The sequence below is a fragment of the Rodentibacter sp. Ppn85 genome, assembly GCF_001999335.1.
GTDB lineage: Bacteria > Pseudomonadota > Gammaproteobacteria > Enterobacterales > Pasteurellaceae > Rodentibacter.
The window spans coordinates 35,493-49,545 of sequence record NZ_MLHS01000013.1 but is presented as its reverse complement, the minus strand read 5'-3'; the positions used below and the strand labels follow the sequence as shown (position 1 = coordinate 49,545).

Sequence of the window (14,053 nt, the reverse complement as noted above, 5' to 3'; positions counted from 1 at the left end):
AAAAAGTGCGATTAAATTTAACCGCACTTTTTAATTAAAGAAAAATTGCACGTAAAATATAGAAAGTCACAATAGAAAAGAACGCACCTGCAGGTAGTGTGACTATCCAGGAACTGATAATATTGCGAATAACAGTTAAGTTTAATGCCGCAATACCACGTGCGAAGCCGACACCTAATACAGCCCCCACTAATGTTTGTGTAGTGGAGATCGGCAAACCGGTTCCTGAGGCGATAACAACAGTAATTGCCGTTGCAAATTCCGCGGAAAAACCACGGCTCGGTGTTAGGTCGGTAATTCCTGTTCCGATTGTTCCCATTACCTTATAGCCCATAACGGCTAAACCACTCACAATACCTGTCGCACCTAATGGTAAGATCCACCAAGCTAAAGTACTTTTGGTTGTAATTTCACCGCTGTTTTCTACAATTGAAACTACGGCGGAAAGCGGGCCAATTGCATTGGCAACATCGTTAGAACCGTGTGCAAAAGCCATTGAACAAGCGGTTAATAACATTAAAATACTGAATACTTTTTCTACTCCGCCAAATGTACCGCCTTGTACACGATTTTTGAAAGCCTCACTACGGAAGTAAAAATAGCAGAATACGATTGAAGTAACACTGATGGTTGCCGCAATTGCAATGGTTTCGGTGGTGGTAAAATGTAAGCCAACGTGTTTTAGCCCTTTTGTTATCGTCACAATACTGAGGATAAAACTGGTTAATCCCATGTAGTATGGACCGAATTTTTTTGCATTTTTTAAGGGATCTTCCGTATCGAAAATGAGTTTTTGGGTACTGGTAAAAATGGCATAAGAAACAATGCCTGATACGACAGGTGTAATAAACCAACTTCCAACAATTCCTCCGATGCTTTCCCACCGTACGGCTTCTGAACCGATTGTTACACAAGCGAAACCAATGATTGCACCGATAATTGAGTGTGTCGTTGAAACCGGCCAGCCCATATAAGAGGCAATGAGTAACCATATTCCTGCAGCACATAAAGCGGACATCATTCCTAACACTAAAATATCGGGAGAATCAACAAATTGTGTAGGATCAATAATACCGCTTTTGATTGTTTCGGTTACTTCACCACCAGCGAGATAAGCACCGGCAAACTCAAATACCATAGCAATTAAAATAGCTTGTTTAGCTGTGATAGTGCCGGAACCGACCGAAGTACCCATAGCATTTGAAACGTCATTTGCACCAATACCAAATGCCATTAACAAGCCAAAAACTGCTGTTATTATGATAAATAATGTCCCATATTGATTAATAAGTTCCATCGTGTTTTCCTATTTCTTATTGTCAATAAATTATGAGCGTGCGAGCATTAATTCAATGCGTGAACCGACACGTTGGGCTTGGTCGGCAAGCACTCCAATCCATTCAATAATTTTATATAGAAACATGACATCAATTGGATTGTAATTATGTTCAATAGCCAGTAGCATTTTGCGTAATTGAATTTGCATTTGATCCGTATCGTCTTCAATTGAATCCAATTCTTGAATCATATTATTAACTAACTTCAATTCGCGACCTTTAAAGCCGGTTTCCAGCAGTTCGTCCATCTGCTCAATAGCTAAATGGGCTTGATGGGTCGAATCTAAACTGCGTTTAACATAGTTCAAGAAATCTCCTTGCATTTCTTCAGGGATGCCAAATTGACGGCCAATCATTCTGCCGGAAATATCTTTGGCAAAGTTTGCGAGTTTGTCTTGTTGTGTGACCAATTCTAATAAATCTGTACGATCAATAGGTAAGAATAAACCGCGGGGTAATTTCAAACGGATTTCGCGTTTGAGGGAATCTGCTTCACGCTCACAACGGGAAATTTCTAAACGAACCTTTTCCGCTCCTTCCCAATCTTTTAAAAAAGTTTTTTCAAAAAAAGGAATCAAAAGATCGCAACATTCTGTGACTTTGTCCGAATGTTTTTGCAAAGGTTTTAAAGGCGAGTGGGCAAATAATCCAAGGATATTATTCATTGCCATATCTCATTTACTCCATAATAGGGGTTGAAATTCGTGCGCATATTACCTGATTTTTATTTGAAATAGAATTGATTTTATAGATAACAATCATCAGCTTATTGATTAATGTTTTAATCTAAATGGACGAGTGCAGAAATAATAGTCGATTTTTCAGTATTGTGTACGTAGTCATAATGATCTGAGATTAAATATATAGCAGATCTATTCATGAAGTAGGGATAGAACAGGCATTTTCTGAAATATCATTTGATAAAAATAAATTTTTATTCCGTTATAAGCGAGTAGAAATTTAGCAGTACACAAAAACCTTGATTTATTTATATTTACTTGTATATTTAACCAGTTAAATTAATAAGGATTTATCCTCATGAATAATGAAATCGAACTCAAGCTTGTTGTTTCAGCGGAAGCATTGAATTTATTGGAACAGCATCTCAAACAATTTAACCTGTTGGAATATAAAAGATTTTTTCTTGGTAATACTTATTATGATTACCCTGATCATTTTCTTTCTAAACAGAAAATGGGCTTGCGTATTCGACAAGAAGATCAATGTTTTACATTAACCCTGAAAACCAATGGGAGAGTTGTCGGCGGTTTGCACGAGCGTCCGGAATATAATTTACCGTTGAAAGAAAAAGAAACGCCGACAAATGAACAGTTACGGGAATTATATAACTTCGAGCAGTTACCCAATGCCCCATTAAATACCATATTCTCAACGGATTTTAACCGCACTTTATGGCTGATTGAATTTCGAGATTCCAAAATTGAGGTGGCTTTTGACCAGGGAGAAATTGTGAATGGCGATCGTTCACAACCGATTTGCGAAATTGAGTTTGAATTAAAAGAGGGGAAAATTGGCGATCTGTTTTATTTTGTTGAAGAATTGCCGATTTTAACCGATATGTATTTCAGCAGTGTCAGCAAGGCAAAACGGGGTTATCAATTAGGACATCTCCCTATAATGACCGATTGGTTAAATAAATGGCGTGATTTTTTAAGAGCGGAACAGGAAGAAAGTGCGGTTGATTTTCAGGCTAAATTTAATGCTGTACTGAAAATGGAACAAGAATTGGTGGAGGAAACCCTGTCATTGCCAAAATCGGTTTTTTGCCAAGATTTTATCAAAACCGTCGAACGTGTAGGCGCTTTTTTTAATTTATATCACTATTATGATGAAAATAAGGGATTGTTTGAGGTCGTCGTAAAAAGTAAAGGAGAAAACTTAACGGACGATAATATATTGCCACAATTGTTAGAAAACAATCAGTATTTTCTTAATAAAATTCAGGCATTGATTCGTTTTCATAGCGAAACGAAAGATAATGAAAAAACCATTGAAAAACTCACCGCTCTTTTTAAAAACCGTTTTTATTTTGACAGAGTGGTGAAATTAATGAAGCTCGCATTATAAAAATTTAAGGATGAGAGAATGGCAAAAGCGCCGAAAACAGCCTATGTGTGTAATGATTGTGGTGCGGAGTTTCCCCGTTGGCAAGGGCAGTGTTCTGCCTGTAAAGCCTGGAATACGATTAGCGAAGTGCGGTTGATTTCCGCCACAAAACCGAAAAATGATCGTTTCAGCGGTTATGCAGGTGAAACGCAGGCAAAAATTCAAACGCTGTCAGAAATTAGTTTACAGGAAACGCCCCGTTTCAGCAGTGGCTTTAAAGAGCTTGATCGTGTGCTGGGCGGAGGCATTGTGCCGGGAAGTGCTATTTTGATCGGCGGTCATCCCGGTGCGGGAAAAAGTACCTTGTTGTTGCAAGTGATGTGCGGTTTGGCACAAAAAATGACCGCACTTTATGTCACAGGGGAAGAATCTTTACAGCAAGTGGCAATGCGGGCGAATCGTCTTGGTTTACCGAACGATCAACTGAATATGCTTTCTGAAACTTCGGTAGAGCAAATCTGTAATTTGGCGGATCAACTCAAACCGCAAATTATCGTGATTGATTCTATCCAAGTGATGCATTTAGCGGATATTCAATCTTCGCCCGGTAGTGTGGCGCAAGTGCGGGAATGTGCCTCTTTTTTGACACGTTATGCGAAAACCCGTCAAGTGGCGATTATTATGGTGGGGCATGTCACCAAAGATGGCACGCTTGCCGGCCCGAAAGTGTTGGAACACGCGATTGATTGTTCCCTACTTTTGGAAGGGGAGGCGGATTCCCGTTATCGTACTTTACGTAGCCATAAAAATCGCTTTGGTGCGGTAAATGAACTTGGTGTATTCGGTATGACAGAGCAAGGTTTACGTGAAGTTAAAAATCCTTCCGCCATTTTTTTAAGCCGTGGAGACGAGCAAACGCCGGGTAGTTCGGTGATGGTGTTATGGGAAGGTACACGCCCGCTTTTGGTTGAAATTCAAGCCTTAGTGGATCATTCTATGTTGTCAAATCCACGTCGTGTGGCGGTGGGGTTAGAGCAAAATCGTTTGGCATTATTGCTTGCGGTATTGCATCGCCACGGCGGTTTGCAAATGGCGGATCAAGATGTATTCGTGAATGTTGTAGGCGGGGTGAAGGTTACGGAAACCAGTGCGGATCTTGCCTTGCTACTGGCGTTAATTTCCAGTTTTCGCAACCGTCCCTTGCCGCAAGATTTAGTGATCTTTGGTGAGGTAGGGCTTGCCGGCGAAATTCGTCCGGTACCAAGTGGGCAAGAACGCATTAGCGAAGCGGCAAAACACGGTTTTAAACGTGCAATTGTTCCTTTTGGGAATAAACCGAAAAGTGCGGTCGAAAATATGCAAGTTTTTACCGTGAAAAAATTAGCCGACGCATTAGACGTATTGGATAATTTTTAGAAATTCATTGTCATACTGAAAACTTTGGCAAAATTCGCTAAAATACGTCCATGTAAAAATAGATAGTAAGCAAAATGGAAAAGAAATTAAACAAAGCATTAGATGCGATCGATATTAAAATCCTTAACGAATTACAACGTAATGGAAAAATTTCAAATATTGATCTTTCCAAAAAAGTCGGGTTATCTCCGACACCTTGTTTAGAGCGGGTAAAACGTTTGGAAAAGCAAGGTGTGATTATGGGCTATCGTGCTTTGCTGAACCCTGAATTACTTGATGCGCCGCTTTTAGTTATTGTTGAGATTACGCTTATACGGGGCAAGCCCGATGTATTTGAAGAATTTAATGAGGCGATTCAAGCTCTTGATGAAATCCAAGAGTGTCATTTGGTTTCGGGCGATTTTGATTATCTGTTAAAAACGCGAGTGGCGGATATGGCGGCTTATCGGAAATTACTCGGTACAACGTTACTTCGTTTGCCGGGCGTGAATGATACGCGTACCTATGTTGTAATGGAAGAAGTGAAACAAACCAATTATCTTGTTTTAAAATAAAAAATGATTAAACGAATTACTGAACGTTTCACCCCTAAACAATATTTGGGGGAATTAATTTTGGGATTGACCGCACTTTTCGGGTTATATCTGATTGTGGCGTGGTCAAGCTACACACCATTGGATAATTCTTGGTCAACCGCTAGTTTTCAGAGTGAGACAATTAATAAGACGGGGGCTTTCGGTGCGTGGATAATTGATGCTTTTTTTGTTTTTTGGGGTTACGTAGGGCATTTACTGCCTTTTCTGATCTTTTTCGTACCGGTATTTCTATTAAAAACAAAAGCTGTCCGTTCGCTATCAATAACAAAAATTGTGTTGCGTAGTTTCGGTTTCGCTACATTATTAATCGGCTTAACCGTCATGGCGAGCTTGTTGCTTTCCAATACTAATTATTACTTATCCGGCGGTGTGTTGGGCGGTAGTCTGGTGATTTCGTTTTATCCGACTTTAGGGAAATTCGGCTGCATTGTTGTCGGTTTCGGACTGGCTGTTCTTGGTTTTATTTTTTGCTCGGGCGCTTCATTAATTCGCGTGATTGGGCTGTTTTATAATTGGCTCACGATGAAAAATGACTCTCAGCAAGGAGTAGAGCAATCGTCAGAATCTGTTGAAGAATTAGAGCAAATTGTGATTCGGAAACCATTCAGTTTGGTAAAAGAAGATAACACATTGTCGGAAGAGGCGGAGGAAAAGGATGAAAGTCAACATTCCAAAGAAACAGAAACTGATACATCCGTAGAAAATCCACTGGTTCAACCGGAAAAACTGATCAATATTCGGGGATTATCCCCGTCTTTGGATATGTCCTCCCAACATCAAAGATCAATATCTGAATTTGACGAAAAATTTGATGGTTTTAAAACGGAAAATTTAGATGAATTACCAAAAGTAACAATTTCCGAGCAAGGAAGCGTATCAAGACAATCGGATTTTATGACGGTGTGGGAACAGGGGAGTAAACAAACGGAAGAAAATTCACAAGGTGAAGATGATTTTACTTTAGATAAATCCGCTATTCCAAAAGTGACGCTAGCACCAATGAAGCAAGCGATTTCATTGGAGGCTGAATCGGCTCTGTATCCCGATGTGGCAGAGGATAATCGTTTGGAAGATGATTTGTCCCGTCAATTTGCCGAACAGGAAAAACAACGTTTGGCAGAGATGGAAGCCCGTGCTAAAGCGTTAAATGCCGAAGAGACATTACAAGTGATTTTGGTTGAATCTGAAGCTCCGCTTTATAAACCTTATGGAGATTCTTTGGTTCATCCGGCTTTTCAACAACCTACAACAAAACGAGAAAAACCAAGTACGCCATTGCCAAGTTTAGAATTATTGGAACATCGACCGACCCAAGCTCAGGATATTACCCGTGAGGAAATTCACGATACGTCACAACGTATTGAACAACAGCTTCGGAACTTTAATGTAAAAGCGGTGGTGAAAGATGTACTGGTCGGGCCGGTGGTAACGCGTTACGAGCTTGAATTGCAACCGGGGGTGAAGGCCTCAAAAGTAACAAATATTGATACGGATTTAGCGCGTGCGTTAATGTTCCGTTCTATTCGTGTGGCGGAAGTGATTCCGGGCAAGCCTTATATCGGTATTGAAACGCCGAACGCTCGTCGCCAAATTGTACCGTTACGTGATGTGTTGGATAGCAATGAATTTCGTGATTCTAAAGCACTTTTACCGATGGCATTGGGGAAAGATATTAGTGGCAAGCCTGTTGTGGTGGATTTGGCAAAAATGCCTCATTTACTCGTGGCAGGTTCAACGGGTTCCGGTAAATCTGTTGGCGTGAATACCATGATTCTCAGTTTGCTTTTCCGTATCCAACCGGAGGAGGTGAAATTTATCATGATTGATCCGAAAGTGGTGGAGCTTTCGGTGTATAACGATATTCCGCATTTACTCACACCTGTTGTCACCGATATGAAAAAAGCGGCGAATGCGTTACGTTGGTGTGTGGATGAAATGGAACGCCGCTATCAACTACTTTCAGCGCTTCGCGTGCGGAATATTGAAGGGTTTAATGAAAAAATTGATGAATATGAAGGCATGGGAATGCCGATTCCGAATCCAATCTGGAAACCGGGTGATACCATGGATCAAATGCCGCCGGCACTGAAAAAATTAAGCTATATCGTTGTAATCGTCGATGAGTTTGCCGATCTGATGATGGTTGCGGGCAAACAAATTGAGGAATTAATCGCGCGTTTAGCCCAAAAAGCACGGGCAATTGGGATTCACTTGATTTTGGCAACACAACGTCCGTCAGTGGATGTAATCACCGGATTGATTAAAGCCAATGTGCCGAGCCGTATTGCCTTTACCGTGGCAAGTAAAATTGACTCACGCACCATTTTGGATCAAGGCGGAGCTGAAGCCTTATTAGGGCGTGGCGATATGCTTTATTCAGGGCAGGGCTCTTCGGATCTGATTCGTGTACATGGTGCTTTTATGAGTGATGATGAAGTAGTACGTATCGCCGATGACTGGCGTGCACGGGGTAAACCAGATTATATTGACGGCATTTTAGAGAGTGCCGATGATGAAGAAATGGCTGAAAAATCACCCGGAAACAATGGTGAGTTAGATCCGCTATTTGATGAAGTGATGGAGTTTGTCCTCACAACAGGCACAACCTCCGTATCTGCCCTTCAACGTAAATTCAGCGTAGGCTTTAACCGCGCAGCCAGAATTATGGATCAAATGGAAGAACAAGGTATTGTGAGCGCAATGCAAAACGGAAAACGTGAAATTCTTGCACGCCGTTCGGATTATTAATTTCTACTTTAAAGGAAAGTAAAATGAAAAAAATAGGTTCAAAATTGACCGCACTTGGTTTAATCGGGTTGGGCTTAATCGGATTTACTAATATGGCGCTTGCCGATGCCGTAAGTGAGTTGCAATCACGCTTAAGCCAAGTGAATGTATTAAGTGCGGATTTTTCCCAAACAGTGACTTCTGCCGGAGGTAAAAATGTGCAACAAGGGAGTGGGAAAATTCAAATTAAACGCCCTAGTTTATTCCGTATGGAGACTACATCGCCACAAGAAACACAGATTATTGCAGACGGTAAAACCCTTTGGTATTACGATCCTTTTGTCCAGCAAGTGACGGCGCAGTGGGTGAAAGAGGCGATAAATAATACTCCTTTTGTCTTGCTGACCAGTGATGATAAAAGCCACTGGAATCAATATTCGGTGATAAAACAGGCGGATACTTTTGTGCTAAAACCTAAATCGACGAAAAGTAATATCAAACAATTTGATATTCGAGTGGATGAAAATGGCATATTGAGAAATTTCAGTACCACGGAGAAAGACGGTCAAACCAATCTCTATGTATTGCGTAACATTACCAATCAGTCTCTCTCGGATAGTTTGTTCCAATTCAAGCCGCCAAAAGGAGTAGAGTTGGACGATCAACGTAAAAAGTAATGCTCGGGGCGTATTAATTACGCCCTCAATGTTTGTTTTAAATTCTCCAATGGAATCCTGTTATGGCTAATCTTGGTTTTGATTTTTCGGAAAATGATTTTCGTCCGCTTGCCGCCAGAATGCGCCCGACGAATCTCGATCAATATTTTGGTCAATCGCATCTTATCGGTGAAGGTAAACCGTTACGTAAAGCGATTCAAGCGGGGCATATCCATTCTATGGTTTTTTGGGGCCCTCCCGGAACCGGCAAAACCACATTGGCAGAAATTATTGCAAATCAAATTAACGCCGATGTGGAACGTATTTCAGCGGTTACCAGTGGGATAAAAGAAATTCGTGAAGCCATTGAGCGTGCAAAACAAAATCGTCTTTCCGCTCGAAAAACAATTTTATTTGTAGATGAAGTTCATCGTTTCAACAAGAGTCAGCAGGATGCTTTTCTTCCTCATATTGAAGACGGCACTATTATTTTTATCGGTGCGACAACAGAGAATCCCTCTTTTGAATTGAATAACGCATTGCTTTCGCGTGCGAGGGTATATGTGTTGAAATCTTTAACTGTTGATGAAATAGAATCCGTGCTTCAGCAAGCGTTACAAGATTCGGAGCGTGGGTTAGCAAAGGAGCGGTTAATTTTAGAAGAGAATTTATTATGGACGCTTGCCGAATATGCCAATGGTGATGCCCGCCTCGCCTTGAATTGTCTTGAACTGATGGTTGATATGGCAGATGAAACGGAAAACGGCAAAAAAATTGACCGCACTTTGTTAAAAGAAGTGCTGGGAGAGCGTCAAGCCCGTTTTGATAAACAGGGTGATCGTTTTTATGATCTTATTTCAGCATTGCATAAGTCTGTTCGAGGTTCCGCACCGGATGCGGCATTATATTGGTATGCGCGAATTTTAACGGCGGGTGGTGATCCTCTTTATGTAGCAAGACGGCTTTTAGCAATTGCTTCGGAAGATGTAGGGAATGCCGATCCTCGAGCAATGCAAGTGGCGCTTGCTGCTTGGGACTGTTTTACCCGTGTTGGGGCTTATGAAGGAGAACGTGCTATTGCGCAAGCGATCATTTATCTTGCCGTAGCTCCCAAAAGCAATGCGGTTTATACCGCTTTTAACACGGCAAAAGAGCAAGCCAAAAACTTACCGGATTATGATGTACCGCATCATTTACGCAATGCACCGACTAACCTAATGAAAGAGTTGGAGTTTGGTGCGGAATATCGTTATGCCCATGATGAACCCAATGCTTACGCTGCCGGTGAAAATTATTTCCCTGAGGAACTCAAAGAGACACAATATTACTTTCCGACGAATCGTGGAATGGAAATCCAGATCAAAGAAAAACTGGAACGATTGCGTGAACAAGATAAACGTGCGGTTAAAAAACGGTACAAATAAAAAATGCGTGTTGGAGACACGCATTTTTTTTAGAACATACTACGCCCGCTCTCTGTTTTTTCTGGTACGGTTTGAATCACATCCCAGTGTTCCACAATTTTGCCGTCTTTATCAAAACGGAAAATATCTACAACCGCTTCACCGCGATCTTCATCATTTAATTGACTGTGAACATGTAGAGCGACCAAATCACCGTCAGCCAATACACGTTTTACCGTTGCTTTTGATTTTGGATGCGCTTTTAAGAAAGGTGCAAAAGCGTCAATAAATGCTTGTTTACCGTCCGCTACGCTTGGATTATGTTGCAAATACTCCTTGCCGATATATTTATCACTGCCTTCTTGCAACTTATGTTGGTTAAATACCATTTCATAGAAATCAAGAGCATTGGCTTTATTTTGCTCCGGTGTTGAAGCAAATAAACCGGTTGAAAAGGCAAAAAGTGCGGTAGTTAAAATTGCTTTTTTCATAAAAACTCCTTTATGTTCTGTTAAAAAGTGTGCGTATTATAATGAAAAAAACACCTAAAACCAGGGTAGGATTTGGAAATAGACTTTTTCTTATTATGAAATAATAAAAGCCTGAAAATGGGTTGAAAGGAGAGAGAGAATTTGTACAATAAGCACTTTTTTACGATTAGGATAGGTTTATGACAAAAACAAACTCAAAAGTCTTTTTAGTGATTTTACTGGGCGTGCTTTCTGCATTCGGTCCTTTTGTTGTGGATCTTTATCTTCCTTCTTTGCCACAATTGGTAAGTTTTTTTGATACTTCTACCTCTGTGACCCAGCTCACCTTAACCACTGCGATGATTGGGCTTGCTGTAGGGCAATTATTACTTGGTCCTATCAGTGATAAATTTGGGCGTAAAAAACCGCTGATTATCTCATTATTCGTTTATATTTTAAGTACCCTGTTGATTGTATTTTCTCCGAATATAGAAAGTATGATTGTGTTGCGTATTGTTCAAGGCTTATCTTCCGCAGGGAGTGTGGTGATTTCCCGTGCGGTTGCGACGGATCTTTATCGAGGTCGTGAAATGACCCGTTTTTTTGGTTTATTGATGACAATCAATGGGATGGCGCCGATTATTTCTCCGATTTTAGGAAGTCTTTTATTGGAATATGTTAGCTGGAAAGGTGTATTTGTTTTTCTTGCTTTGATCGGCGTATTGGTTTTAGCCTTTTGTTTTCGTTTAAAAGAAAGTTTAAAAGAGGAAAATCGTTTGCAAGGATTGATACTTTCAACCTTTTCTACTTTCGGTGTGATTGCGAAAAATCGCCTATTTATGAGCTATGTGGGGATTGAAAGTTTCTTACTTGGAGCAATGTTTGCTTATATCGCTGCTTCCCCTTTTATTTTACAAAGTTTTTATGGATTGAGTCCTTTTGCTTTTAGTTTGTGTTTTGGGGCGAATGGTGCGGCATTAGTGATCGGGGCGAACATTGGCGGAAAATTATCAAATCGAACCGCACTTTCAGTGGGAATATGGGGTTTTCTTGCAGCAGCAAGTTATACTATTGTAACTTTGTTAGTTCAGCCCTATTGGTTTTTTGTGGAAGTGGGATTCTTTTTAATGTTGCTTTTGATGGGAATGACATTCCCTGCCATTTCTTCATTGGCAATGGAAAGTGAACGTCAGTATGCAGGCAGCGCCTCTGCGTTGTTGGGTTTTGCCCCCTTTTTTTTAGGTGGCATCGTTTCTCCATTAGTTGGGATTGGCGATGTTTTCTATGCCACTTCAGCAGTTATTTTGGCTTGTGGTTTGCTTGCAGTGGGAATTTATATCGCCATTAGAGATCAAATTACCGATTCTGTCGAATAATCCATTTTTCTCTATACAAAGTGCGGTCAAAATTTTCACTATAATGTAGGGACGCTATGCCGGTGTCCTTTTTACGTATTGAAATTGTTTGGTTTTTATAACGGACGCCAGCGTGGTGTCCCTACAGGATAAACAAAAATCAAGTTTGTGTAACATCAATATAATACCGAAAATTCTCGTTTTTTAACCGCACTTTTATCTACACAATACAGACTTCCAATTTCAATTGTTTATTGTGGAATTGATGGAGTGTGCTGCGATGTCCGATACTAAGAATAATCATATTCGGTAAACGTTCTTTAATGATTTTATAAAGCTGATATTCGGTGGCTTCATCAAGTGCGGAAGTCGTTTCATCCAAGAAAACCACATCAGGTTTGGTGAGCAAAATACGAATGAACGCGACCCGTTGTAATTCACCAGGCGATAAAATAGCCTGCCAGTCGTTTTCTATATCAAGCGCGTGGAGATATTTTTCCAAGCAACAATAGCGCATTATGTTGATTAAGTCCGGATGATGAGGATTAATGTCCGGATAACAAATAGCTTCACGCAGCGTTCCTTGTGGCATATAAGGGCGTTGTGGTAAAAATAAACTTCCCATACAGGGGTGTTCCGCAATACCGATAATTTCAAAAGGGTAGATTCCAGCAATGGCTTTGAGTAAGGTGGTTTTACCTGTACCTGACGCCCCTTGAATGAGTAGCGCATCACCATTTTCAAGTTCCACATTTATGTTATTTACTAAAATGCGTCCTTGTTCGTCTTTTACACCAAAATCTTTTAATGCCACTCGATTGGTGCAGGTATAAGGTTGGGAGATTCCCGACTTATCCAATTCATCTAATTTGGTTATAAAACCATAAAGACGGTTGAGACGTGCCTGATATAAGGTAAATTCTTCATAAAATAACCGGAAGAAAGAAAGTGCGGTCATTAATCGATTAAATGCTTGCACGGTCTGGTGCATATCGCCTAGTTTGATTTGTCCGCTAAAAAAACGGGGGGCTTGTAGCATTAATGGTAATAGTTTGGCAAAACGAGTAACGCCATTGTTAAAACCATCCAAACCAAGCATTTTTAATACAATCGCCCAACGATTACCAATGATTTGCGAAAATTTATCTTTCAGTAAAATTTGCTCTTTCGGCTCACCATGATAAAAGGCAATACTTTCCGCATTATCACGCACTCGAATTAACGAATAACGATAATCGCCGTTGAGTTTTTCTTTATTAAAATTAAGCTTGATGAGAGGGTGCCCGATCCAGACAGACATCAGGGTGGCAAAAATGATGAACGCATAAATGAAAAACACCACACCTTTTTCAATCGGTAAACCGAATAGACTGAGAACGCCGGAAAGCGACCAGAGAATAATGGTGAATTCAATGGTAGTCAGCACGGAATTAATTATACCCCGCACAATTTGTACGGTACTACTGATAAATTCACGGGCATCTTGTTCAATACGTTGATCGATATTGTCGGGCAGATCTTGCTCATATTTGAGACGGTAATATTTTTTATTTTCCAGCCAGCGTTTCACCAAAATAGCGTTAAGGCTTTCTAACCAGCGGATTTCAAATACTTGGCGAAGAAAATAATCGACAATAGCGTGGAGCACCTGTATGAGTGCCAAAAGTGCGTTAAGTTTGGCAAAGAACCAGAATTTATCCGACGCCAATTCTTGCATTGAGCTGTATAAGCCGTTGTAAAAGAATGAATTCAGCACGCTAAACCGCACTTCAAGTAAAATCATTAGGAAAAGCAATAGCAGTGTGGCGATAAGTTTAATACGGTTTTGCTTGGTAATGGACGGTGAGGCAATTCGCCAAAATTTTTTGCCGAAAGTTGTGTGTTTTAATGCTGTAATTGTAAGGGTAAAGCAGATTATCACCCAAAAAAGTGCGGCCAAAATCCAGTTTAAACTATTATTGAGTTCGGTTTGCCAGTTCATAAATGTTTATCAATGAAAAAAGGGCGAGAGTGTTTCGCCCTGATA

Annotated in this window: 11 protein-coding genes; 7 read left to right on the top strand and 4 right to left on the bottom strand. The window is 40.5% G+C overall.

The window, feature by feature from the left end; all coding sequences use genetic code 11:
* Nucleotides 1–34: 34 nt before the first annotated feature.
* Nucleotides 35–1,297, bottom strand: coding sequence for an inorganic phosphate transporter (locus BKL51_RS02440; RefSeq protein WP_077465163.1), 1,263 nt, complete (start codon nucleotides 1,295–1,297; stop codon nucleotides 35–37).
* Between the two features lie 30 nt (nucleotides 1,298–1,327).
* Nucleotides 1,328–2,008 (bottom strand): TIGR00153 family protein, encoded by a 681-nt coding sequence (locus BKL51_RS02435; protein WP_077465162.1) that lies wholly within the window; start codon nucleotides 2,006–2,008, stop codon nucleotides 1,328–1,330.
* A 367-nt stretch (nucleotides 2,009–2,375) separates the two neighbouring features.
* On the opposite strand from BKL51_RS02435, the gene BKL51_RS02430 reads away from it, so the two are divergent.
* From BKL51_RS02430 to BKL51_RS02405, 6 genes are all read left to right on the top strand, one after another.
* Nucleotides 2,376–3,425 carry an inorganic triphosphatase gene (locus BKL51_RS02430; RefSeq protein ID WP_077465161.1) on the top strand — a complete coding sequence of 350 codons (1,050 nt, stop codon included), beginning with the start codon at nucleotides 2,376–2,378 and terminating at the stop codon, nucleotides 3,423–3,425.
* Nucleotides 3,426–3,443: 18 nt separating this feature from the next.
* Nucleotides 3,444–4,820, top strand: a complete 1,377-nt coding sequence (gene radA / locus BKL51_RS02425; protein WP_059365286.1) for a DNA repair protein RadA — start codon at nucleotides 3,444–3,446, stop codon at nucleotides 4,818–4,820.
* Between the two features lie 74 nt (nucleotides 4,821–4,894).
* A complete protein-coding gene (lrp, locus tag BKL51_RS02420; protein WP_077465160.1) occupies nucleotides 4,895–5,374 on the top strand; it encodes a leucine-responsive transcriptional regulator Lrp in 480 nt (159 codons plus the stop codon).
* 3 nt (nucleotides 5,375–5,377) lie between these two features.
* Nucleotides 5,378–8,164, top strand: coding sequence for a DNA translocase FtsK (locus BKL51_RS02415; protein ID WP_077465159.1), 2,787 nt, complete (start codon nucleotides 5,378–5,380; stop codon nucleotides 8,162–8,164).
* 23 nt (nucleotides 8,165–8,187) lie between these two features.
* Entirely contained in the window at nucleotides 8,188–8,820 is a 633-nt protein-coding gene (lolA, locus tag BKL51_RS02410) for an outer membrane lipoprotein chaperone LolA (RefSeq protein ID WP_077465158.1), read from the top strand.
* Nucleotides 8,821–8,882: 62 nt separating this feature from the next.
* Nucleotides 8,883–10,223, top strand: coding sequence for a replication-associated recombination protein A (locus BKL51_RS02405; protein WP_077465157.1), 1,341 nt, complete (start codon nucleotides 8,883–8,885; stop codon nucleotides 10,221–10,223).
* 29 nt (nucleotides 10,224–10,252) lie between these two features.
* On the opposite strand, the gene BKL51_RS02400 is transcribed toward BKL51_RS02405, so the two are convergent.
* Entirely contained in the window at nucleotides 10,253–10,693 is a 441-nt protein-coding gene (locus BKL51_RS02400) for an ester cyclase (RefSeq protein WP_077465156.1), read from the bottom strand.
* A 179-nt stretch (nucleotides 10,694–10,872) separates the two neighbouring features.
* Between BKL51_RS02400 and BKL51_RS02395 the strand changes: the two genes are divergently transcribed.
* Entirely contained in the window at nucleotides 10,873–12,048 is a 1,176-nt protein-coding gene (locus BKL51_RS02395; RefSeq protein ID WP_077465155.1) for a multidrug effflux MFS transporter, read from the top strand.
* A 199-nt stretch (nucleotides 12,049–12,247) separates the two neighbouring features.
* Here BKL51_RS02395 and BKL51_RS02390 read toward each other — a convergent pair whose 3' ends face one another.
* Nucleotides 12,248–14,008 (bottom strand): ABC transporter ATP-binding protein/permease, encoded by a 1,761-nt coding sequence (locus BKL51_RS02390; RefSeq protein ID WP_077465154.1) that lies wholly within the window; start codon nucleotides 14,006–14,008, stop codon nucleotides 12,248–12,250.
* Between the last annotated feature and the right edge of the window lie 45 nt (nucleotides 14,009–14,053).